Genomic DNA, 20,897 nt, shown 5'->3' with positions numbered 1-20,897 from the left:
CCGGGGACGCCCGGTCAGACCAGCGGCAGGAACATCACGTGCAGCCCGACGTACCCGTGCGTGGGTGAGCGGAAGGCTCCGGGGACCGTGCCGACGATCTCGAAGCCCAGCGACCGCCAGAGCTGGACGGCGGCGGTGTTGGTCTCGACCACCGCGTTGAACTGGATGCCGCGGAAGCCGTGGTCACGGTGCCACTGCACCACGTGCTCGCCCAGCGCTCGCCCCACGCCCCGGCCACGTGCCTCCGGCGCGACCATGAACGACGCGGTGCCGATGTGGTCGCCGTGGGCCGGCCGGTTGGGACCCATCTTGGCGCTGCCGAGGATCCTCGAGCCCTCCTCGGGCAGCTCCTCCTCCAGGACGACGGTCTCGCCGGGTGGGCGCTCCATCCACCAGCCCCGCCCGGTCTCGATGGTGAGGTCCGTGGGAAAGGCGTAGGTCTCGCCGGCCTGCACGGTGGCGTCGAAGAACGGCCAGATCGCGGGCCAGTCCTCGTCACTGGCGACGCGGATGCGCGGGTCGCTCACTCGGGTGTTCACTCGCCGGTCTCCCCGTCGATCGACTCGCGGATCAGGTCGGCGTGGCCGTTGTGGCGGGCGTACTCCTCGACCATGTGGGCCAGGATCCAGCGCAGGCTGAACCGGTCGCCCGTGCGGCCGGCGCGCTGGGACAGCGCACCGAGGTCCGCGGCCCCGGCCACCACCGCGTCGGACGCCGCGCACGCCCGGTCGAGCATGGCCCGAAGCTCCTCCGGAGTGTCGTTCACGGCGCTGTGCCAGTCCCAGTCGGCGTCGGCCTTCCAGTCCACCGAGGCCCACGGCTCGGCGTACTCCCGGCCGAGGAAGACGCACTCGAACCACCAGTGCTCGACGAACGCCAGGTGCTTGAGCATCCCCCCGAGCGTCATGGTCGACGGGGCCAGGGTGGCGGCCAGCTGCTCGGCGTCGAGCCCGGCGGTCTTCGCCCGCAGGGTGTCCCGGTGGTAGTCGAGGAACCCGACGAGGGTGGCCCGCTCGCCGCTCGCCAGGGGCGGGTCGACGCGGTCGGGAGCAGCTGGCACGGTCGTCATGCGGCCACGCTAGGGGTGACTCGCCGCCCCGGGCCACCGAGTTGGTTCACGGCGCGAGGTCGGGACGCCGGTCGGTGATGCAGTACGCCGCACCGGCAGGTGCGGCGAGCACGGTCCAGCCGCGCTCGAAGTCCGCGAGGACCCGGGCGCCGAGCTCCCGGTGGCGAGCCGTCTCGGCGGCCCGGTCGGTCGTGGCGAGGTCGAGGTGCGCGCGCACGCGGCCGTGGTCCTCGTCGAGACGCTGCAGCAGGATCTGGAGGGCGCCACGGTCCTCCCCGGTCAGCCGGGAGAACTCGTCGGTGCGGATCCGGTCGACCCGCGGCAGGCCGGTCAGCGCCTCCCAGAACGAGCACTCCGCCTCGTGCAGCGACGAGGGGATGTCGAGGCAGACCTGGTCGACGTAGGAGCTGTGCCCGCCCGGCCACGTCAACGGCCGGGGGCGGCTCGAGGAGCGCTCTCGGACGAAGCAGAAGGTGAGCCCGCCCGGGGACTCGAGCACGACGTACCCCTGCTCGGGGCGGGCCACGACACGCGCGCCCAACCGCTCCGCGCCGACGGCAGCGCCGGCCGGGTCGTCCACGTGCAGGTCGAGGTGGATCCGGGAGGGGCCGTCGCCGAGGCGCTGAACGCGCAGGAAGTCATCGCCCACCGGCGGCACCAGCGTCGCGAGCTCGTCGTGCTCACCACGCGGGGGCGACAGGTCGTAACCGGTCACTCCCTGCCAGAAGGCCACGGCGCGCTCGTGCTCCTCGGGTGCGAGGTCGAGGAACGCGCTGATCCAGAACCGCGCTGTGGACGCCGTCATCCGTCGATCGAGCGGCAGTCCTGCCCGCAGGCGCCCGCCCCGGCCCGTCGGCGTGGGAGGCGGGCCGGTGCAGGACCGCCGTGGCCGGCGTGATCCGTGCCGTGCCGTCGGGGCCGCCCTCGACGGTGGCCGTGCCGTCGACGAGCAGGGTGAAGCCGTGGTGCTCACGCGGAGGGAAGAGCAGCGTGACGTCGGGGTTGACGGCGATGTTGGCCGTGGACCCCTTGCCGGGTCCGGGCACGACCACCACCCCGTCCTCGACACCAGGCTCGACGGTGACCGCCTTCACCCGGCCCTCGGCCGAGGAGGTCAGCAGGTAGCCCGCGCCGAAGTCGGTCAGCGCCTTCGCCAGGTCGGCCACGTCGACAGGGATGCTCATGGTGCCGAGGCTACGCCCGGATCGTCAGGTCCGGTCGACCCAGCGCTCCCCCGCCGGCACGGCGGTCGCGGTGCCGCCGGTCAGCTCCGCGACCAGGGCGTGGAGGCGGTCGACCTCGGCCGGGGGCGTGCCCAGGAGCAGCGTCACGGTGGCGGCGTACGCCGTGTCGAGGACGGCCACCCCGCGGGCACGCAGCTCGCTCTCGACCCGGCCGGCATCGGCGTGCCCGACCTCGAGGGTCAGCTCGCGCACGAGGTCGCGCCGCAGCGTGCCCGTGGCGTCGAGGCCGGCGCGGACCGCGTCTCCGTAGGCCCGGACCAGCCCGCCGGCGCCGAGCAGCGTGCCCCCGAACCACCGGGTCACCACCGCGACCACGTCGCTCACCTCGCGGCCGCGCAGCACCTCCAGCATCGGGGCCCCGGCGGTCCCGGCGGGCTCGCCGTCGTCGCTGGAGCGCTCCACCGTGCCGTCCGGGCCGAGGACGAACGCAGAGCAGTGGTGCCGCGCGTCCCAGTGCTGCTTGCGCAGCCGGTCCACGACCGCGCGGGCGGCAGCCTCGTCCTCGACCCGGGCGATCGTGCACAGGAACCGGGACCGCTTGACCTCGATCTCGACCTCGCCGTCGCGCGCGACGATCAGGTAGGAGTCCGTCACCAGGTCCTCACCAGGTCCTCACCAGGTCCTCACCAGAGTCCCACCAGGTCGCCGCCGATCCGGACGATGAACGCCGAGACGACCAGGATGAAGAAGATCCGGACGAAGCGGGTGCCGCGGGAGACCGCCGTACGCGCTCCGACGTAGCCGCCGGCGAGGTTGCACAGCCCCATGACCAGGCCGATCTTCCACAGCACCGCTCCCTGCGGGATGAAGACGCACAGGGCCGCGGCGTTGGTGGCCCAGTTGGCGAGGCGGGCCTTGGCCGACGCCTCCAGGAAGCTGTAGCCGAGCAGGCCGACGAGGGTGAACACGAAGAAGCTGCCCGTTCCGGGGCCGAGCGCGCCGTCGTAGAAGCCGACCCCGAGGCCGGTGAGCATCGCCGCCAGCGTGTGCCGGTGCCCCGAGAACCGCAGCGCGGTCGCCTCGCCGAGCGTGGGCCGGAAGAGCACGTAGGCGCCCACGACCACGAGCGCCACCAGCACGATGGGGTCGAACGCCGAGCTCGGGATGTGCGAGGCGACCAGCGCCCCGAGGACCGAGCCGGTGAACGCCAGCAGCATCAGCGGGCCGAACGTCCGCGGGTCCGGACGGACCCGCCGGTAGTACGTCGCGCTGCTCATCGTGGTGCCGCAGATCGACGCCAGCTTGTTGGTCGCCAGCACCTGCACCGGTGACGCGCCGGGCAGGCCGAGCAGGACAGCGGGCAGCTGGATGAGCCCGCCCCCGCCGACGACCGCGTCCACGAACCCGGCCGCCAGAGCCGCCAGCCCGAGCAGCAGGGTCACGCTCAGCGTCGGGTCGGCCACCGCGCGATCCTATGAGGCGTCGTGCGGGTGAGGGTGCGCCCGGGCGCACGCTGGACCGCACGACTCCTAGGGTGAGGGGGTGCGGATCGTCTCCTTGTTGCCCTCGACCACCGAGATCCTGTTCGCGATCGGAGCCGGGCCGGACGTCGTGGGGGTGACGTTCGAGTGCGACCACCCGGCCGAGGCGCGCAGCCGGAGCATCGTGTCGACCTCGGCGATGCCCGAGGGGCTGACGCCGTCGGAGATCGACTCCTTCGTGACCTCGGCGATGGCGCGTGGCGAGGACCTCTACCACCTCGACGAGGGCGCGCTGGCGGGCCTGGACGCCGATCTGGTGGTGACCCAGGACCTGTGCGCCGTCTGCGCCGTCGACGTGTCGGTGGTCGACGACGCGCTGGCCCACCTCGGCTGCACCGCCGAGGTGCTCACCATCGACCCGCACACGATCGACGAGGTGCACGCCTCGATCCGGACCCTCGGCCGGGCGACCGGCCACGAGGCCGAGGCGGCGGCCCTGGTCGACTCGCTGTGCGCCCGGCTGGACGGCGTACGCCGACGCGTCGCCGGCCGGCCCCGCCCGCGGGTGATGCTCCTGGAGTGGACCGACCCGCCGTTCGCGCCCGGTCACTGGGTGCCCGAGATGATCGAGGCCGCGGGGGTGAGCCGCTGCTCGGGAAGGCCGGTGCGAAGTCCGAGCGGGTCACCTGGGAGGCCGTGCACGCGGCGTCGCCCGAGGTCGTCGTCGTGGCGCCGTGCGGCTACAACCTGGCGGGGGCCACGGTCCTGGCCGACGAGCTGGTGGCCTCCGGCGTGCTGCCGCCGGGCGTCCCCGTGCATCCCGTCGACGCCAACGCCGCCTGGGCACGACCCGGCACCCGTCTGGTCGACGGCGTCGAGGAGCTGGCCGCGATCCTGCACCGTTGAGCTGGGCCTGATTCGGTCGTGAGTCGGGCCGGAGTCCGGAACCAGGCCCAACTGGCAGCCGAACGAAGCCCAACTCAACAAGCGGTCAGTCGCCGACCCAGAAGCCGCGGCCGCCGAACCAGTCGTCGTAGCCGCCGCCCAGCCCCGAGCCGCGGGCACGCGAGCCGAGGTAGGAGCCGACCACGGCCGCACCGAGGTCGTCGAGCTCGGGGGCGACGACGCGCCCGTCGACCCGCTTCGCCATGGAGTCGATGAAGCGGGCGAGACCCGGGTCCTCGCCGAGGCGGAAGAACGTCGTCTGCGCGCCGAGACGGCCCGAGTTGTCGAGCTCCTTGACGGCGTAGGCCACCGTCAGCGGGTGCGGCGGGTAGGAGAAGTAGACCTCGCCGTCCGGCTCGAGGTGGGAGGTCGGCTCGCCGTCGGTGACGATCAGCAGCACCGGCTGGGCGTTGGGGTGCTTGCGGAAGTGCCGGTTGGCGAGCAGCAGGGCGTGGTGGAGGTTGGTGCCCTTGTCCCACATCGCGTCCAGCGCGGTGAGCTGCTCGATCTCCATGACCTCCGCGTGCCGGCCGAAGCCGATCAGCTGGAGGTGGTCGCCGCGGAAGCGCGAGCGGATCAGCGTGTGCAGCGCCAGTGCGGTGCGCTTCATCGGCACCCACCGACCGTCCATCGCCATCGAGAACGACGTGTCGACCAGCAGCGCCACCGCGGCCTGGGTGCGGGCCTCGGTCTCGGTGACCTCGACGTCACCGATCTCCAGCCGCACCCCTCCCCGGGCGTCGCGCCCCTCGGCGACGGTACGGCGTACGGCGTTGGTCACCGTCCGGGTGACGTCCCACGGCTCGGTGTCGCCGAACGCCCACTCCCGCGTCGCCCCGGACAGCTCCCCCGCCGCGCCCGCGTGGCGCAGGTCGCGCTGGCCCTGGCGGCCGCTCATGCGCTGTGCCACGTCGCGCAGCAGCGCCTTGCCGAGCTGGCGCATCGCCTTGGGGCTCAGCCGCAGCTGCCCGTCGGAGCCGCGCTTCATGTAACCGGTGTCGCGCAGCGCCTGCTCGAGCTGCTGGAGGGTGCGTGCGTCCACCGCGGCGTCGTCCCCGAGCTGGCGCGCGAGCTTGTCGAGGTCGAGGTCGTCCATCCGGGCACCGCCGTAGGACTGCGAGAGCTGCTCGGAGAGGTCGTCGAGGTCGGCGAGGTCCTGGAAGACGCCGGTCCCGTCGCCGAGGCCCAGCCCCTCCTGCCCGTCCATGCGCTCCGAGCCGCCCCAGTCCTCGCCCGGCCGCAGCGCCTGGAGGTTGGCGTCGAGCTCCCCCAGCGACTGCATCAGCTCGGGCGAGCCGAAGGCCTGGGCCGCGAGCGCGTCGAGCTCGTCGCGCTGCTCCTGGGTCATCGAGTTGCGCATCCGCTGGGCGGCCGCCGCCCGCTGGGCCAGGGAGTCGAGCAGCTCCTCGACGTTGCGGGGGCGCTCGGGGAAGAAGTCCCCGTGCTTGTCCATGAACTGCTCGAAGTCCTCCTGGGTGTCCACGCCGCGGCGGTGCTTGTCCAGGAGCTCGTTGAGGTCGCCCAGCATCTCGTTGATGGCGGCGCGGTCCTCGTCGGTGGCGTTCTCGAGAGCCTGCTTCATGCCGGCGAAGCGCTGGTCGAGCATCTCCCGCCCGAGCAGGTCCTTGATCCGCTCGTAGTCCTCGCGGGCCTGACGCGAGGACCAGTCGTAGTCCGACAGCTCGCTGACGGCGGCCGCGGTCGAGGAGGGGAGGTTCTCCAGCTGCATCTCGCGGAACGCCCGGTCCGCGTCGTCCATGTCGATGTCGCGGGCCAGCTGCTTGCGCTCCTCGAGCAGGGCCCGCTCGAGGAGCTCGCGGACCTCCTCCAGGGTGCCGTCGAGGTTGTGCCGCTGCAGCAGCTCGCGACGCCGCTCCGCCACCCGGCGGGCCAGGTCGTCGAGCCCGGTCTGGTCGCGCCCGCCCCGACGCAGGAACTCCCGCATGGCGCGCTCCGGGGAGTAGCCGGCCATCACGTCCTCACCGATCGCGTCCAGCGCCTCGGCGAGGTCGACCGGCGGCGCGAGCGGGTCCGGCCCGCCGTCGTACCGGCCGTAGCGGGAGCGGTGCACGTGTCTAGCCATAGACCGTCTCCCCGCCTCCGGTCTCCTTGCTGACCTTGCGGGCCAGGTAGAGGCCCTCGAGGGCCAGCTCGATGGCCCCGGCCCGCTGCCCGTCGTTGGTCGCACCGAGGCGGTCGCAGATGTCGTCGTAGAGCTCGGACTCCCCCAGCACCGGCAGCCCGGTGAGGAAGTCCCGCGCCGCGACCTGCTCACCGGTGGTGACCATGGAGCCGTTCTCGATCGCGCTGACGAGCACCGCGAAGTCGAGGCCCCGGAAGTGCCCCCGCACGGTCTCGGCCGTCGCGGTGCGCAGCAGGTGCTCGAGGATCTCCCGCTCGCGGCCCTCCTCGCCCGTCTCGAACTCGATCTTGCCGCCGAGCACCTCCACCGCGGTCTCGAGGTCGACCGGCCGCGCCACGGCCACGTCCTCGCCCTGCGAGGTGGCGCGGTGCAGCGCGGCGGCGGCGATCGTCTCGGCGCCGGCGATCGCGAACCGCGCCGAGACGCCGGAACGCTGGTCGACCGCGCTGGACTCGCGCAGCGCCCGGGTGAAGCGGGCGAGGACCTCCACGAGGTGGTCCGGGACGTCGGCGACCAGGGTCGCCTCCTGCCGGATGACCGCGACCTCGTCGTCGAGCTCGGTCGGGTAGTGGGTGCGGATCTCGGCGCCGAACCGGTCCTTGAGCGGCGTGATGATCCGGCCCCGGTTGGTGTAGTCCTCGGGGTTGGCGCTGGCGACGACCAGGACGTCCAGCGGCAGCCGCAGCACGTAGCCGCGGATCTGGATGTCGCGCTCCTCCATCACGTTGAGCATCGCCACCTGGATCCGCTCCGCGAGGTCGGGCAGCTCGTTGATCGCCACGATGCCGCGGTGGCTGCGTGGGATCAGGCCGAAGTGGATCGTCTCGGGGTCACCCAGCGAGCGCCCCTCGGCCACCTTCATCGGGTCGACGTCGCCGATCAGGTCGGCCACCGAGGTGTCGGGGGTCGCGAGCTTCTCGGCGTACCTCTCGTCGCGGTGCCGCCAGGCGACGGGCAGCGCGTCGCCGAGCTCCCGGGCCCGGCGCTGCGAGGCGTGGGTGACCGGCTCGAAGGGGTGCTCGCCGAGCTCGCTGCCCTCGATGACCGGGGTCCACTCGTCCAGCAGCCCGACGAGGGTGCGCAGCAGCCGGGTCTTGCCCTGGCCGCGCTCGCCGAGCAGCACCACGTCGTGCCCGGCGATGAGTGCACGCTCGAGCTGCGGGATCACGGTGTCCTCGAAGCCGTGCAGGCCCGGCCATGGATCACGCCCCTCCCGCAGTGCTGCCAGGAGGTTGTCGCGGATCTCGTGGCGCAGCGTCTTCTGCTGGTGCCCGGACGCCTTGAGTTCGCCGACGGTGGAGGTCGTGGAGCTGAGGTCACGACATCGACGCTACTCACGCGGACAACAGGGCCACTTCGACAACCACGCGGACAACCACGCGGGTGACACGCGCGTTACGGTGCCCGGGTGCCCCTGCAGCAACCGCTCCAGCAGTCCTGCCCCTGCGGCAGCGGGGAGGCGTACGACGCGTGCTGCGGTCGCCTGCACCGCTGTGCCGAGCAGGCCACGACCGCCGAGGAGCTGATGCGCTCCCGCTACGCGGCCTACGCGCTGGGCCACCTCGACCACGTCTTCCGCACCTGGCACCCCCGCACCCGACCCGACGACCTCACGGGCGACCCCGCCCTGGCCTGGGTCCGGCTGATGGTCCTGCGCACCGAGGCGGGCGGCCCCGGCGACGCGCACGGCACGGTCGAGTTCGAGGCCCACTACGAGACGCCGCGCGGCCCGGGCGTCCTCCACGAGACCAGCACCTTCGAGCGTCGAGCGGGCCGTTGGGTCTACGTCGACGGCCGGGCGGAGGACCTGCCCCCGGGGCGACCTGGCCCGAGGTGACCTTCTCCTCTGCCGGGTGCGCGCCGCGGGGCCACACCCTGTGCCTGTGGTGGAACAGCTGCACCCCTCGGCGGAGCCGGAGCCGCACGCGGAGCCCCGGGAGACCCTCGTCGCCGACATCATGTCGCGCCGGATCGTGGCGATCCGCTCCGACGCCGACCTCTCGGTCGCGCTGGACGCGTTCCTGCGGACCGCGCTGCGCCACCTCCTCGTCGTGGACCCCGACCGGACCTGCCGCGGCCTCCTGTCCGCGGAGCACGTCCTCGCCGCGCTCGGGACCACCGGCTCGCGCCACCACCGCGTCGCCGACCACGTCGCGCACGGGCAGCCCCGCGTCCACCATGCCGCCCCGGTGCGCGAGGCCGCCGCCCTGATGGTGTGCGAGCTCGTCGACGCGCTGCCCGTCGTGGACGACGACGGCCGGGTGATCGGCGTCGTCACCTGGTCCGACATCGTCGCGATGGTGGCCGGGCAGCACCTGCGTGGCGGCGGCCGACCCTGACCCCCGGCGAGTACGCCGGGCAGCGTGGATCAAGGCTCAGGCGGGCTCGCGTGCCCGCTCGGGCTCGGGCACCACGGCCACGACGCAGGAGGCGTGCTCCAGGACGGTCGACGCCACCGAGCCGTAGACCAGGCCCGAGACGGTGCCGGAGTGGTGGAAGCCCACCACCACCAGCTCCATCCTCGCCGAGGCGCGGACCAGGCAGTCGTCGGCGAGGCCGCGGGCCAGCTCGGTGTGCACGTGCACGTCGGGGAACTTCTCGGTCATCCCGCTGACCGACTCGGCCAGCAGCAGCCGCTGGTCGTCGTACCCCTCGGCGGAGTCCGGGATCGTGTGGGCGCCCGACGTCGCCCCCTGGGCGTCCCAGAAGCAGTGCATGACGGTCAGGGGCAGCCGACGCAGCGAGGCCTGGCGGTAGGCGAACTCCAGCGACGCCCGCGACCGCTCGGTGCCGTCGGCCCCCACCAGCACACCTCGACGCACGACCCCCTGGTTGTGCGGGCGCAGGATGACCACCGGGCAGGACGCGTGCCGCGAGACCCCCACGCTGACCGAGCCGAGCACGAGGCTGCGGACCGGGCCGCGACCCCGCGACCCCAGCACGAGTGCGGCCGCCTCGTGCGACAGGTCCAGCAGCGCCTCGCGCGGGTCGACGAGGCGCAGCACCTCGTGGACCTCCACGTCGGGTGCCTTCCGGGCCACCCGGACGCGGGCGGTGTCGAGCAAGGACTGGCCGTCGGCGCGCATCGCGTCGAGGATGTCGCGCTGGTTGACCCCGGCCTGGTCGAGCCAGGCGGTCCCGCTGGTCCCCAGCGGACCGAGCGCGTGCACCAGCGTCAGGGGACGGTGCTCCAGCGACGCCTCTTCGGCCGCCCAGTCGAGGGCCTGGTCGGCGGACCTCGAGCCGTCCACGCCGACGACCACGGTGCCGGCGGGAACCTTGACGTGATGAGCGCCGGCGGCGTGGGTGCTCTCCATGGACGTCACGCTCCGTGCAGTCGTCCCTCCGGACAGGCGCCCGTCCGGGCAGCCGGACACTCCGGCCTTGTCCACCGTGTCCCGCGGCGGGTACGCCGGGGCAGGGCGCAACGGGCCCGGACGTCGGGACCATCGACCCTGACCGCTCCCTCGGCGCCCCCGGACGATGGAGGCCAAGGGGCCACGACCGAAGGGAATCTCGCGGTGCAGGACATCATCGATCTCGACCACGACGAGTGCGAGCGGCTGCTGCGCGCCGGCGTGGCCGGTCGGATCGCCATCGCCACACCCACCGGTCCGCACATCATCCCGGTGAACTACTCGGTGGTCGACGAGGCGATCGTGGTCCGCACCTCGCCGTACAGCCTGCTCGGCAGCTACGGGCGAGACACCACCCTGGCCTTCGAGGTCGACCAGTTCGACTACGAGAACCAGCGGGGCTGGAGCGTCGTGGCGCGCGGACGCGGTGACTTCGTCACCGACATCGACGAGATGGACCACATCCGCGAGGTGTGGCCGCCACGGCCCTGGGCAGGTGGCTCGCGCACGCTCTACCTGAGGCTGCGCTGGACCGAGCTGTCCGGACGCCGGGTCGGAGCCGGCTGGGACCTGCTGAGCACGATGCCGGTGCGCCGGACGGTCTAGCCGCCCGAAGCTCCACCGTGGCCGCGGGACGCGGGCCGCCGCCCGAAGCGGATCCCGACCACGCCCTGCACGGTGCCGACCAGCACGCGGGCCATCTCCTGCTGGTGGGTCTCCTCGGGGCCGTCGAGCACGACGACGCCGTCGACCACCTCGACCGACACGTCGAGCCCGGCCGAGCGCAGCAGCTCGTCGACCTCGCCCTCGATGCGCTGGTCGCTGCGGGCCAGCACCGCCACGATGTCGCGACGGCTGACCATCCCCACCACGACCCCGCGCTCGACGACGGGCAGGCTCTTGACCGCGGTCCCGGTCATCAGCTCGGCGGCGGCGGCCAGGTCGGCGTCGGTGCGGACGCTCAGCGGGAAGTGGCTCATCACGTCGCGCACCCGGGTCCCGTAGGGGCCGTCCGTGAGGTAGACGGGGCGCTCGTGGGCACGCTGGTCGGGCAGCACGGCGTCCCGGATGACGTCGGCCTCGCTGATGACGCCGACGAGGGCACCGGCCCGGTCCACGACCGGCATCGCGGTGATGCCGTGCTCGGTCAGCTGCCGGGCCGCCTCCTTGACGCTGGCATCGGGTCGGACGGTCACAGCGGGAGTGCTCATCAGCTCGCGCACCAACATCGGTCCTCCTCGATCCGTGCCCCACCCGTGCTCCGGTGCTGCCCTTGCTCCAGCACACTCCGCAGCCCCCCGCCCGGGCAGGGCCCGACGGCCTTGCCCCGAGGCACATTGGCCCTGTGGTCGTGGAGCCCGCGACACGGAGGATCACCGCATGGTCGCCCTACCCGCGCCCCCCGGTACGCGCGTGCCGGGCGGCATGCCCGCCGCCGACGTCCTGCTCGCCGACGGCACGGTGGCCGTCATCCGCGAGGTCCGGCCCGCTGACCGGCCCGGCCTCGAGGCGCTGCACGACGAGGCCTCAGCGGCCAGCCTGCGCCTGCGGTTCTTCGCGACCAGCCGTCGCGCCGGGCGCGACTACGTCGCGCACCTCTTCGAGGGCGGCGGTGCTGACACGATGGCGAGCCTCGTCGCGACGGTGCACGACCGCGTGGTCGCCCTCGCGACCGCCGAGCGCGTCCCCGACGCGGCCGAGGTGGCCTTCATGGTCGCCGACTCGCTGCGCGGCCGCGGCGTCGGCAGCCTGCTGCTCGAGCACCTCGCGGCCGCGGCTCGGGACCAGGGCGTACGTCGCTTCGTCGCCGAGGTGCTCGCGGAGAACACCCGGATGCTCAGGGTCTTCCTCGACGCCGGCTTCGAGATCTCACGTGAGACCGAGGAGGGCACCGTCCACGTCGAGATGGGCACCACCGCCTCCGCGCGCGCAGTCGCTGCCGCCGACGAGCGGGAGTTCCTCTCCGAGGCGCGGTCACTGGCCCCCCTGCTCTACCCCGGCAGCGTCGCGGTCACCGGGGTCCGCCGGGACGGAACCGGTGTCGGCGCCGCGGTGCTCGACTCGATCGGCTCCGGGGGGTTCACCGGCCGGCTCTGCGTCGTGCACCCGCAGGCGGAGGCGGTCGACGGGGTCACGGCGTACCCACGCCTGACCGACGTGCCCTTCCACCTCGACCTGGTGGTGGTCGCGGTCCCGGCCGAGCGGGTGCTGGACACCATCCGCGACGCGGCGACCGCCGGCGCCTCGTCGGCCGTGGTGATCTCCTCGGGCTTCGAGGAGCTCGGCGGGGTCGGCAAGGACATCCAGCGCGAGATGCTGCGGATCGCACGCGACCACAGCATGCGACTGGTCGGCCCCAACTGCCTCGGGCTGATGTCCAACCACCCCGACGTGCGGCTCAACGCGACGTTCAGCCCGTTCGTGCCGCCCAGCGGAGGGCTAGCGATCGCCTCGCAGTCCGGCGGGGTGGGCATCGTCCTCATCGACGTGGCCCGCGACCTGGGCCTCGGCGTGGGTTGCTTCGTGTCCCTGGGCAACAAGGCGGACGTCTCGGGCAACGACCTGCTCGCCGCGTGGCGGGACGACCCGCGGGTCGGCGCCGCCGCGCTCTACCTCGAGTCCTTCGGCAACGCCGCCAAGTTCGCCCGCGTCGCCCGCCGCTTCGCCGAGCGCAAGCCGCTCCTGGCGGTCGTGGGCGGCCGCTCGGCCGGCGGCCGGCGGGCCGGCGCGTCGCACACCGCCGCGGCCACCACGCCCGGCGTGGGTGTCGACGCGCTCTTCGCGCAGGCCGGCGTCATCGGGTGCCGCAGTGCCGAGGAGATGGCCGACACCGCCCTGCTGCTGACCGAGCAGGCGCTGCCCGCCGGTCCGCGCGTCGCGATCGTGAGCAACGCCGGCGGCCTCGGTGTCCTCGCGGCGGACGAGGCCGACAGCGGCGGCCTCGTCGTGCCCGAGCTCTCCCCGACGCTGCGCGAGCAGATCGCCCGGCACGTCACCGGCACCGCGGGGACCAGCAACCCCGTCGATGCCGGCGCGGGCGCGGCCGGGTCCGACCTCGCGGCGATCACCGCAGCCCTGCTCGACTCGGGCGAGGTGGACGCGGTGCTCGTGATCCTCGTCCGCACCAACGTGACCGACCCGGCACCGGTGCTCGAGGCGCTGGCCCGGTGCCGCGTGGAGCCCGGGCACCCCCCTGGTCCTGGTCCCGATGGGAGGGCTGGACGCCCGGCGCGAGGACCTGCCGGGGATCACCGTGCTCCGCTCCGCGGCCGCCGCGATCCGCTCGCTCGGCAGGGCCAGTGCGTACGCCGCATGGCTGCGGGTCCCCCACGAGGACCCCCTGCCACCGACGAGGACGTGGCCGCCGAGGCGCGCCGGATCGCCGAGGAGCTGGTGTCCGAGACCGCGGAGGACGGTGGCTGGCTCGACGTCGAGCAGATCACAGACCTCCTGTCCCCCTACGGCCTGGTCCCCGTCGGGGCCCTGGTCCACAGCCCCCTCGCGGCGTCGGCCGCGGCTGCCCACATCGGCTTCCCGGTCGCGGTCAAGGTCGCCGACCAGCACGTGGTCCACAAGACCGACCGCGGGCTGGTCCGGGTCGGCCTGCAGTCCGGGATGGAGGTGCTGAGCTCGGTGCGCGCGTTCGAGGAGGAGCTCGGCCACGACGAGGTGCCCGTGCTCGTGCAGCCGGTGGTCTCCGGTGTCGAGGTGGCGCTCGGGGTCGTCCGGGACCCCGGCTTCGGCCCGATGGTGATGGTCGCCGCCGGTGGTGTCGCGACCGACCTGTGGAACGACCGGGCCTTCCTGGTGCCGCCCATCAGCCGGGCCGACGCGACCCGGGCGCTGCGGTCGCTGCGGATCTGGCCTCTGCTCGAGGGCTACCGGGGCTCGCACCGCGGTGACGTCGACGCCCTCGCCGGGATCGTGGTCTCGCTCGGTGCGCTGGCGCGCTGGCGACCGACGTCCCGCAGGTCGCGGAGCTCGACCTCAACCCGGTCGTGGTCACGCCCGAGGACTGCGTCCTCGTCGACATCAAGGTCCGGGTGGCCTCCGGGCTCCCCGTCAACGCCGGCATCCCGCGACAGCTGCGCAGCCCGCGATGAGAACTTCCAGGGTCAGCGGTCTCCTTCCGGCCGGGATGCAGGAGACTGGGCGGGTGACGCAGGAGCCGGAGCCGGCACTCCCCGGGGCCGCCGAGGCACTTCTCGAGGCGGTCGTGGCGATCTCGTCCGACCTCGACCTGCACGCCGTCCTGAGCCGCATCGTCGAGTCGGCGACCGAGATGACCGGGGCGACGTACGGCGCGCTCGGGGTCATCGCCCCCGACGGCAGGACGCTGGTGGACTTCGTCACCACGGGCATGGACGAGCAGCACCGCCTGCTGATCGGCGACCTGCCGCGCGGCCAGGGGATCCTCGGCCTGCTCATCGAGCACCCCGAACCGATCCGGCTCGACAACCTCAGCGAGCACCCGAGCTCGTTCGGCTTCCCCGCCCACCACCCGCCGATGACCACGTTCCTCGGGGTGCCGATCAAGATCCGGGGCACGGTGTTCGGCAACCTCTACCTCACCGAGAAGGCCGGTGGGACGTCGTTCACGGCGCAGGACGAGCTCCTCGTGCGCGGCCTGGCGACTGCCGCGGGCTTCGTGATCGAGAACGCGCGGGCCTACGGCCTCAGCGAGCGCCGACGCCAGTGGCTCGAGGCCACGGCCGACCTCGCGGAAGAGCTCCAACCCCCCATCGACATCGGGGGCGCTGGCGCTGATCACCAAGACGATGCGCTCGGTGTCCGGAGCGCTCGCGGCGGCGACGCTCTGCTTCGGGCCCGAGAACCTCCGCAGCGTGTCCGTCGCGACCTCCGACGCGGGCCGTGTCTCCCGGGCTCTCGACGAGGTGATGGCGACGATGTCCGCCACTCGCATCGACGAGCCGGTGGAGCTGCGCGCCGCCGACCTGAACGTCGTGGCGGTCCCGATGCGCGCGCACCTGGCCCACCGGGGGCTGCTGGTGGCCGTCTTCGACCGAGGGCCCGGCCCGCGGGACGTCGAGGAGCACCAGCTGCTGGTGTCGTTCACCGACCAGGCGGCGCTCGCGCTGGACCGGGTGGTGGCGTTCGGCGACCGCGAGGAGCTGGCCGTCATCACCGACCGTGAGCGGATCGCCCGCGACCTCCACGACAGCGTCATCCAACGCCTGTTCGCGACCGGCCTCCAGCTGCAGGCCACGGCCATGATCGCGACCGGCCCGGACGTCCTCGATCGCATCGAGCAGGCGGTCTCCGACCTCGACCTGACCATCCGCGACATCCGCGGCACGATCTTCGAGCTCCAGCACCGGCCCGGTGGCTCGCTGCGCTCCGAGGTCCGTGCCCTGGTGCGCGAGTACGAGCCGCTGCTCGGGTTCGCCCCCGACGTGCGCACCAGCGGCCCGGTGGACAACTCGGTGCCCGGCACGCTCCGCGAGAACCTGCTGTCGGTGCTGCGCGAGGCGGTCACCAACGTCGCCCGGCACGCGCAGGCGCGCAGCGCCGCGGTCGAGGTGCAGGCGTCGGTCAGCGAGCTGCGGCTCGTCGTGAGCGACGACGGCGGCGGGATCCCCGCCGACGCCGTCCACAGCGGGCTGCGCAACGCCCGGGAGCGTGCCGAGGCGCTCGGCGGCTCGCTGGAGCTGGGGCCCGACGGGTCGCTGGGCACCCGGCTGGTCTGGCGCGTCCCGCTGGTCTAGCGGCCCGCGGGGCTTGCGGGCTCGGGCGAGGGGCTCGGGCGAGGGCTCGGGTGACGGGGCTCGGGTGACGGGGCTCGGGCGAGGGGCTCGGGTGACGGGGCTCGGGCGAGACGGCCACGAGGTGCTCGGGACAGGCCAACGGCCACCCGCGTCCGCGTGCAGGTGGCCGTGGCGGTCTGTGGTGATCAGGTCACTTCAGGACGGGGTACCTCTGCATCAGGGCCCTCGAGCTCCACCAGCGCCCGAGACCCCAGGCGTTGCCGGCGTTCAGCAGCGCCAGGGTGACGAGGCTGATCGCGCCGAGGATGTGGTCGTCGATGATCGGGTTGTTGTCCGGGGGCAAGACCACGCTCCACATGAGCAGGTACATCACCGCGCCTGCGGCGGCGCCGATGCGCATCCCGACCCCGAGGGTCATCGTGACGCCGACACCGAGCAGGCCCAACATGAACAGCCAGTCGGCCCAGGTGGCGCCGGCGATCGAGTGGTAGAAGCTCTCCAGCGGGCCGTCGGCACCGAAGGCCAGGAAGCCCTGGGTCGGGCTGCCGCCGTGGATCCACGCGGCGTCGCCGAAGCGGTCCACGTGACCCTGGGGGTCCACGCCGGTGGCGTAGCCGAGCGCGAACAGCTTGTCGAAGAAGGCCCACAGGAACGTGAACCCGAAGGCGATGCGCAACGTCGCGACGGCGCGGCGTGCCGCGGCCGCCTGACGTCGACCGGTGACCTCGACGATCGGTGCCTGGGTCTCGACCGAGGGGGCCTCGCCCGCGGCGGCGCGGGTCTCCCGGCGGTGGTGAACGACGCTCATGTGCATGGCCTCCCCGTTGGTGGATGACTTCCACCCCGAGGATCCCGTCCCGGGCACCCTGCGAGGCAGGGCGCTTGGTCACCGGGCGCTCGGCCCATGGTCCCCGTTGCGGGGGACCTCGGACCGAGCGGTCCGCTACCGCGAGTGCGAGTCCGGTGTCGGGTCGAGCAGCTTGGCCGCCAGCACCGCGGCCTGGGTGCGGCGCTCGAGGCCGAGCTTGGCCAGGATGCTGGAGACGTAGTTCTTGACCGTCTTCTCCGCGAGGTACATCCGCTCGCCGATCTGGCGGTTGGTCAGTCCCTCGGCGATGTAGCCGAGCAGCTTGAGCTCCTGGTCGGTCAGCTCGGCCAGCTCCGGCGCGGTGGCGGGCCCGTTGCGCACGCGCTCGAGCACCCGGGAGGTCAATGTCGGGTCGATCAGGAGTGGCCGCCGGCGACGTGGCGCACCGCGCTGATGAGGTCGGAGGCCTTGATCTCCTTCAGGACGTAGCCGGCCGCGCCGGCCATGATGGCCGCGAACAGCGCCTCGTCGTCGTCGTACGACGTCAGGATCAGTGCGTTGATGGAGGGGTCGACCGCTCGGACGGAGCGGCACACCTCGATGCCCGAGCCGTCGGGAAGCCGGGCGTCGAGCACCGCGACGTGGGGGCGCAGGGCGGGGATGCGGTGCGTGGCGTCCTCGGCCGAGCCGGACTCCCCCACCACCTCGATGTCGCCGGCGGCCTCGAGCAGGAAGCGCAGGCCCTGCCGGACGACCTCGTGGTCGTCCAGGAGGTACACGCGGATCGGGCCGGTCTCCGTCATGTCGCCATTGTCTACGCCCATGGGCCACCTGTCCTCTGTGTTCCGGAGAGTGCCGACGGAGATCCGCCGCACTCGGTGATGTCGAGGACCCGGTCGACCAGGTCCAGGCCCACGCTTCCGTGGGTGATCCACAGCACGCTACGCCCATCGGCGTGCGCGCCGAGGAGCTCTCGGGAAAGCTCCTCGGCGGTGGCGTGGTCGAGGTGCGCGGTCGGCTCGTCCAGCACGAGCACGGGCTGGTCGGCGAGCAGCGACCTCGCCACCGCGATCCGGGCCCGTTCGCCTCCTGAGACCAGCGCATTGCCGTCGCCCAGCCAGGTGTCGAGCCCGTCGGGAAGGGTGTCGAGCCAGGCGCCGAGCCGGGCCTGCCGCAGTGCCGCCTCGACCTCGTCGTCACCCGCCGAGGGCCGCGCGAGTCGGACGTTCTCGACGAGCGTGGTGGCGAACACGTGGGGGTCGTCGTCGACGAGGCCGATCAGGCGGCGTACGTCGTCCAGGGCGAGGCTGCGTGCCGGGATCCCGCCCAGCGAGACCCGACCGTGCCAGGGGTCGACGAAGCGCAGCATCAGCGCGGCCAGCGTGGTCTTGCCGGATCCGGACGGCCCGACGACCGCCACGCGCTCGCCCTGCCGGAGCCGCAGCGAGAGACCCCGCAGGGCGGTCACGCCGTCCCAGCCGGCGGTCACGGTCGTCATCTCGACGTCGTGGCCACGCCGGGCGGGGAGCGGCACCGCCGGGTCGGAGACCGCCGGAGGCGCGGACTCCAGCGCGCGCAGCCGCGCCTCGGCGGCACGCGTCCGGGCCGCGAGGGCCCCGGCCTCCGCCAGCGGGAGGGCCACGTCGCCCAGGGCCAGGGGCAGCAGCACCAGCAGCGCCAGCACCGGTCCGGTGACGGAACCGGACGCGGCGGCGGGGGCCGCCACCAGGGCCGTCACGGCGACGCCGAGGCCGACCGTGAGGAGGGTGGTCGCCCGGGCGGTGGCGAGCCACGAGCCGGCCCGCACCGTGAAGCCGTTCAGCCGGTTGCTCTCCCCGACGACCAGCTCCGTGGCGGCCTCCTCGGCCTGCCACATGGCCAGCTCGGGAGCCACCTGGGTGACCTCGACGACGCGTTCGGAGAGCCGGGCCCGGGCCTCGACCGCGGCCCGCTCGGCGCGGGCCGCTCCGGTGCGGGCGAGCAGGTACGCCGCGCCGCCGCCGACCGCACAGGTGGCTGCCACGACCAGCCCGGCGACCGGCAGGAGCGCGGCGGCGGCCACGGATGCGGCAGCCGCCACGAGCAGGAAGCTGCGCACCGGCAGCCGCACCCTCAGCTCCCGGTCCACGACACTGTCCACGTCGTCGACGACGGAGGCGAGCAGGTCGCCGCGGCGCCGCCCCAGGCGTCCGGGAGTGAGCGGGACGAGCGCGTCGTAGACCTGGACGCGACGGTCGGCGAGCACCCTCAGGGCAACGTCGTGGGAGCGCAGCCGCTCGACGTAGCGCAGCGCCGGTCGGGCCAGCCCGAAGGCGCGCACGGCCACGACCGCGACCAGCAGCGTCAGGACCGGCGGGTGTGCCGATGCCTGCACGATCAGCCAGCCTGCCGTGGCGGTGAGCGCCACCCCGGAGGCGGACGCGAGCGCGCCGACGACCGTGCTCGCGAGCAGGCCGGAGCGGGTCGCCGGCTCGACCGGACTGTCCGGCCCGAGCCCAGTCGGACCGGCCGGCGCTGGCCGGCCCGGCACCGGGCGCTCGCGCTCGGCGGGTCGGCGCTCGGCGGGCGTCTCCGTCCGCGGCGCGGCCATCACCAGGACCTGGTCGGCCAGCTCCACCAGGGCCGGTCGATGCGTGACCACGATGACGCCGCTGGTCCGGCCGAGCTCGACCACGGTGTCGGCGATGATCTGCTCGGTCAGGTCGTCGAGGTGGGCCGTCGGCTCGTCCAGGAGCACCCAAGGACGTTCCGCGAGGACGACGCGGGCCAGCGCCAGGCGCGCTCGCTCCCCCGCCGACAGCGTGGCGCCGTCCTCACCCACCGGCTCGGAGAGCCCGCCCGGCAGGGCCCGGACGCGCTCCTCGAGGGCGACCCTGCGCAGGGCGCCCCACAGGCGCTCGTCGTCGGCGTCGGGCGCCGCGATCCGCAGGTTGTCGGCGACGCTGCCGGTGACGAAGACCGGCCGCTGCGGGAGCCAGGCGACCCGGCTCCGCCAGGCCGCGCCTCCCACCGCGTGGCCACCGGCGCGCACGCTGCCCTCGGGGGGTGGCAGCAGCCCGGCCAGGACCGAGAGCAGGGTCGTCTTGCCGCACCCGGACGGTCCGGTCAGCAGGGTCACGCCGCGGTCGGGGAAGCGGGCGCTGAAGCGGGAGAGGGCCGGCGTCACCCTGCCCGGATGGACCACCGTCAGTCCGGTGACCTCGAGCTCGCCCGGCGCTGCCTCGCCACCCGCCTCATGCGCCTGCTCGACCAGGTCGTTGACCGCCTCGAGCGTGGCGACGCCCTCGGCCGAGGCGTGGAACTCCGCGCCCACCCGGCGCAGCGGCCAGTACGCCTCGGGGGCCAGCAGGAGCACCAGGAGGGCGGTGTGAAGCCCGAGGTCTCCCGCGGCGAGGCGTACGCCGACCACGACCGCCACCAAGGCGACCGACAGGGTCGCGACCAGCTCGAGCACCGCGGAGGAGGCGAACGCCAGCCGCAACGTGTCCAGGGTGGCCCGGCGGTAGCGGTCGGTGATCTCCCGGATGGTGCGGGACTGGGCCGTGGCCCGGCGGAAGGCGACCAGCGTCGGCAGCCCGCGCATGACGTCGACGAAGTGCCCCGAGAGCGAGGCCATCGCCCGCCACTGGGACTCCGCGCGGTCGCGGGTCGCGAGCCCGACCAGCGCCCCGAACACTGGGACCAGCGGCAGCGTGCAGGCCACGATCAGCGCGCTCAGCAGGTCCTGCGTGGCGATGGCGACCACCGTGAGCGCCGGCAGGAACGCCGCGAGGACCAGCGCCGGCAGGTAGCGCGTGAGGTACGGCTCGGCGGCGCTGACCCCGCGGGTCGCCAGCACGGCCACCTCCCCCGAGGAGCGGCGCGGCGCGCCGCCCGACAGCACCGCGCGCACCAGCCGGCGGCGCAGGTCCGTGCCGACCACGGCGGCGGCCCGGGCCGCCAGCACGTCGACGCCCCAGCCGGTCACCGCACGGGCCGCCAGCACGGCCACGACGAGACCGGCCCACCGCCCGACGCGGGCGTCGTCGAGCGGGTGGTCCAGGGCGGCCACCACGAGGCCGGTGATCACCCACGCCTGGAGGATCACCAGCACGCTGGCCAGCGCTCCGCCGGCCACGACGCCGCCCAGCTGCCGGCGGGCGGGCCGGAGCTGCCGGCGTACCCGCGGGTCGCCGGGTCTCATCC

General features: G+C 73.8%; 19 protein-coding genes and 2 pseudogenes. 7 read left to right on the top strand and 14 right to left on the bottom strand.

What is annotated here, in order from left to right; translation table 11 throughout:
- Nucleotides 1-14: 14 nt before the first annotated feature.
- From H0S67_RS05345 to H0S67_RS05325, 6 genes are read right to left on the bottom strand one after another with little or no spacing between them, the layout of a single operon-like run.
- Nucleotides 15-527, bottom strand: coding sequence for a GNAT family N-acetyltransferase (locus H0S67_RS05345; RefSeq protein ID WP_180935737.1), 513 nt, complete (start codon nucleotides 525-527; stop codon nucleotides 15-17).
- Between the two features lie 8 nt (nucleotides 528-535).
- Nucleotides 536-1,069, bottom strand: coding sequence for a DinB family protein (locus tag H0S67_RS05340; protein ID WP_180935736.1), 534 nt, complete (start codon nucleotides 1,067-1,069; stop codon nucleotides 536-538).
- A gap of 46 nt (nucleotides 1,070-1,115) precedes the next feature.
- On the bottom strand, nucleotides 1,116-1,784 hold the full coding sequence (locus tag H0S67_RS05335) for a VOC family protein (protein ID WP_246355331.1): 669 nt from the start codon (nucleotides 1,782-1,784) through the stop codon (nucleotides 1,116-1,118).
- Entirely contained in the window at nucleotides 1,750-2,253 is a 504-nt protein-coding gene (locus H0S67_RS24530) for a pyridoxamine 5'-phosphate oxidase family protein (RefSeq protein ID WP_246355149.1), read from the bottom strand. The genes H0S67_RS05335 and H0S67_RS24530 overlap by 35 nt, the downstream gene beginning before the upstream one ends.
- A 24-nt stretch (nucleotides 2,254-2,277) precedes the next feature.
- Complete coding sequence (locus H0S67_RS05330) at nucleotides 2,278-2,907, bottom strand: YigZ family protein (RefSeq protein WP_180935734.1); 630 nt, start codon at nucleotides 2,905-2,907, stop codon at nucleotides 2,278-2,280.
- A 29-nt stretch (nucleotides 2,908-2,936) separates the two neighbouring features.
- Nucleotides 2,937-3,716: a sulfite exporter TauE/SafE family protein gene (locus H0S67_RS05325; RefSeq protein ID WP_180935733.1), complete on the bottom strand. Its 780-nt coding sequence runs from the start codon at nucleotides 3,714-3,716 to the stop codon at nucleotides 2,937-2,939.
- Nucleotides 3,717-3,795: 79 nt separating this feature from the next.
- Here H0S67_RS05325 and H0S67_RS05320 point away from each other — a divergent pair, with 79 nt between their 5' ends.
- Complete coding sequence (locus H0S67_RS05320) at nucleotides 3,796-4,662, top strand: ABC transporter substrate-binding protein (protein WP_246355148.1); 867 nt, start codon at nucleotides 3,796-3,798, stop codon at nucleotides 4,660-4,662.
- A 63-nt stretch (nucleotides 4,663-4,725) separates the two neighbouring features.
- Here the strand turns inward: H0S67_RS05320 and H0S67_RS05315 are convergent, their stop codons facing one another.
- The gene (locus H0S67_RS05315; RefSeq protein WP_180935732.1) at nucleotides 4,726-6,762 is read right to left on the bottom strand and encodes a vWA domain-containing protein; all 2,037 of its coding nucleotides are present in this window, start codon (nucleotides 6,760-6,762) and stop codon (nucleotides 4,726-4,728) included.
- Nucleotides 6,755-8,077 carry a magnesium chelatase ATPase subunit I gene (locus H0S67_RS05310; RefSeq protein ID WP_180936774.1) on the bottom strand — a complete coding sequence of 441 codons (1,323 nt, stop codon included), beginning with the start codon at nucleotides 8,075-8,077 and terminating at the stop codon, nucleotides 6,755-6,757. The genes H0S67_RS05315 and H0S67_RS05310 overlap by 8 nt, the downstream gene beginning before the upstream one ends.
- A gap of 153 nt (nucleotides 8,078-8,230) precedes the next feature.
- Between H0S67_RS05310 and H0S67_RS05305 the strand changes: the two genes are divergently transcribed.
- Both H0S67_RS05305 and H0S67_RS05300 read left to right on the top strand, forming a co-directional pair.
- Nucleotides 8,231-8,659, top strand: a complete 429-nt coding sequence (locus H0S67_RS05305; protein ID WP_246355147.1) for a YchJ family protein — start codon at nucleotides 8,231-8,233, stop codon at nucleotides 8,657-8,659.
- 46 nt (nucleotides 8,660-8,705) lie between these two features.
- Nucleotides 8,706-9,161, top strand: coding sequence for a CBS domain-containing protein (locus H0S67_RS05300; protein ID WP_180935731.1), 456 nt, complete (start codon nucleotides 8,706-8,708; stop codon nucleotides 9,159-9,161).
- A gap of 36 nt (nucleotides 9,162-9,197) precedes the next feature.
- Here H0S67_RS05300 and H0S67_RS05295 read toward each other — a convergent pair whose 3' ends face one another.
- Nucleotides 9,198-10,139: a universal stress protein gene (locus H0S67_RS05295; RefSeq protein WP_180935730.1), complete on the bottom strand. Its 942-nt coding sequence runs from the start codon at nucleotides 10,137-10,139 to the stop codon at nucleotides 9,198-9,200.
- 204 nt (nucleotides 10,140-10,343) lie between these two features.
- Here H0S67_RS05295 and H0S67_RS05290 point away from each other — a divergent pair, with 204 nt between their 5' ends.
- Complete coding sequence (locus H0S67_RS05290) at nucleotides 10,344-10,784, top strand: pyridoxamine 5'-phosphate oxidase family protein (RefSeq protein WP_180935729.1); 441 nt, start codon at nucleotides 10,344-10,346, stop codon at nucleotides 10,782-10,784.
- On the opposite strand, the gene H0S67_RS05285 is transcribed toward H0S67_RS05290, so the two are convergent.
- On the bottom strand, nucleotides 10,781-11,407 hold the full coding sequence (locus H0S67_RS05285) for a CBS domain-containing protein (protein ID WP_180935728.1): 627 nt from the start codon (nucleotides 11,405-11,407) through the stop codon (nucleotides 10,781-10,783). The two genes, H0S67_RS05290 and H0S67_RS05285, sit on opposite strands and share 4 nt — an antisense overlap.
- Here H0S67_RS05285 and H0S67_RS05280 point away from each other — a divergent pair.
- The 3 genes and pseudogenes from H0S67_RS05280 to H0S67_RS05275 form a co-directional block, all read left to right on the top strand.
- Nucleotides 11,313-14,114: pseudogene (locus tag H0S67_RS05280) on the top strand (bifunctional acetate--CoA ligase family protein/GNAT family N-acetyltransferase); the annotation flags it as partial. The gene H0S67_RS05285 and the pseudogene H0S67_RS05280 sit on opposite strands and share 95 nt — an antisense overlap.
- A gap of 163 nt (nucleotides 14,115-14,277) precedes the next feature.
- Nucleotides 14,278-14,775: pseudogene (locus H0S67_RS27830) on the top strand (GAF domain-containing protein); the annotation flags it as partial.
- 190 nt (nucleotides 14,776-14,965) lie between these two features.
- On the top strand, nucleotides 14,966-15,904 hold the full coding sequence (locus tag H0S67_RS05275; protein ID WP_180935726.1) for a sensor histidine kinase: 939 nt from the start codon (nucleotides 14,966-14,968) through the stop codon (nucleotides 15,902-15,904).
- 190 nt (nucleotides 15,905-16,094) lie between these two features.
- Here H0S67_RS05275 and H0S67_RS05270 read toward each other — a convergent pair whose 3' ends face one another.
- From H0S67_RS05270 to cydD, 4 genes are all read right to left on the bottom strand, one after another.
- Nucleotides 16,095-16,712, bottom strand: coding sequence for a DoxX family membrane protein (locus tag H0S67_RS05270; protein WP_180935725.1), 618 nt, complete (start codon nucleotides 16,710-16,712; stop codon nucleotides 16,095-16,097).
- A 135-nt stretch (nucleotides 16,713-16,847) separates the two neighbouring features.
- Nucleotides 16,848-17,105, bottom strand: a complete 258-nt coding sequence (locus H0S67_RS27245; protein WP_343050355.1) for a response regulator transcription factor — start codon at nucleotides 17,103-17,105, stop codon at nucleotides 16,848-16,850.
- A 23-nt stretch (nucleotides 17,106-17,128) separates the two neighbouring features.
- Entirely contained in the window at nucleotides 17,129-17,515 is a 387-nt protein-coding gene (locus H0S67_RS27240; protein ID WP_343050354.1) for a response regulator, read from the bottom strand.
- An 11-nt stretch (nucleotides 17,516-17,526) separates the two neighbouring features.
- Nucleotides 17,527-20,895 (bottom strand): thiol reductant ABC exporter subunit CydD, encoded by a 3,369-nt coding sequence (gene cydD, locus H0S67_RS05260; protein ID WP_180935724.1) that lies wholly within the window; start codon nucleotides 20,893-20,895, stop codon nucleotides 17,527-17,529.
- Nucleotides 20,896-20,897: the final 2 nt, after the last annotated feature.

The sequence above is a fragment of the Nocardioides ungokensis genome (assembly GCF_013466985.1).
GTDB lineage: Bacteria > Actinomycetota > Actinomycetes > Propionibacteriales > Nocardioidaceae > Nocardioides > Nocardioides ungokensis.
The sequence above is the reverse complement of the archived record's forward strand: the minus strand, read 5'-3'. Positions and strand labels throughout refer to the sequence as shown.

Coding starts and splice junctions, on each gene's coding strand:
- H0S67_RS05340 (WP_180935736.1), bottom strand. CDS start 1,069: ATGACGACCGTGCCAGCTGCTCCCGACCGCGTCGACCCGCCCCTGGCG.
- H0S67_RS24530 (WP_246355149.1), bottom strand. CDS start 2,253: ATGAGCATCCCTGTCGACGTGGCCGACCTGGCGAAGGCGCTGACCGAC.
- H0S67_RS05315 (WP_180935732.1), bottom strand. CDS start 6,762: ATGGCTAGACACGTGCACCGCTCCCGCTACGGCCGGTACGACGGCGGG.
- H0S67_RS05295 (WP_180935730.1), bottom strand. CDS start 10,139: ATGGAGAGCACCCACGCCGCCGGCGCTCATCACGTCAAGGTTCCCGCC.
- H0S67_RS05285 (WP_180935728.1), bottom strand. CDS start 11,407: ATGTTGGTGCGCGAGCTGATGAGCACTCCCGCTGTGACCGTCCGACCC.
- H0S67_RS05270 (WP_180935725.1), bottom strand. CDS start 16,712: ATGAGCGTCGTTCACCACCGCCGGGAGACCCGCGCCGCCGCGGGCGAG.
- H0S67_RS27240 (WP_343050354.1), bottom strand. CDS start 17,515: ATGACGGAGACCGGCCCGATCCGCGTGTACCTCCTGGACGACCACGAG.
- cydD (WP_180935724.1), bottom strand. CDS start 20,895: ATGAGACCCGGCGACCCGCGGGTACGCCGGCAGCTCCGGCCCGCCCGC.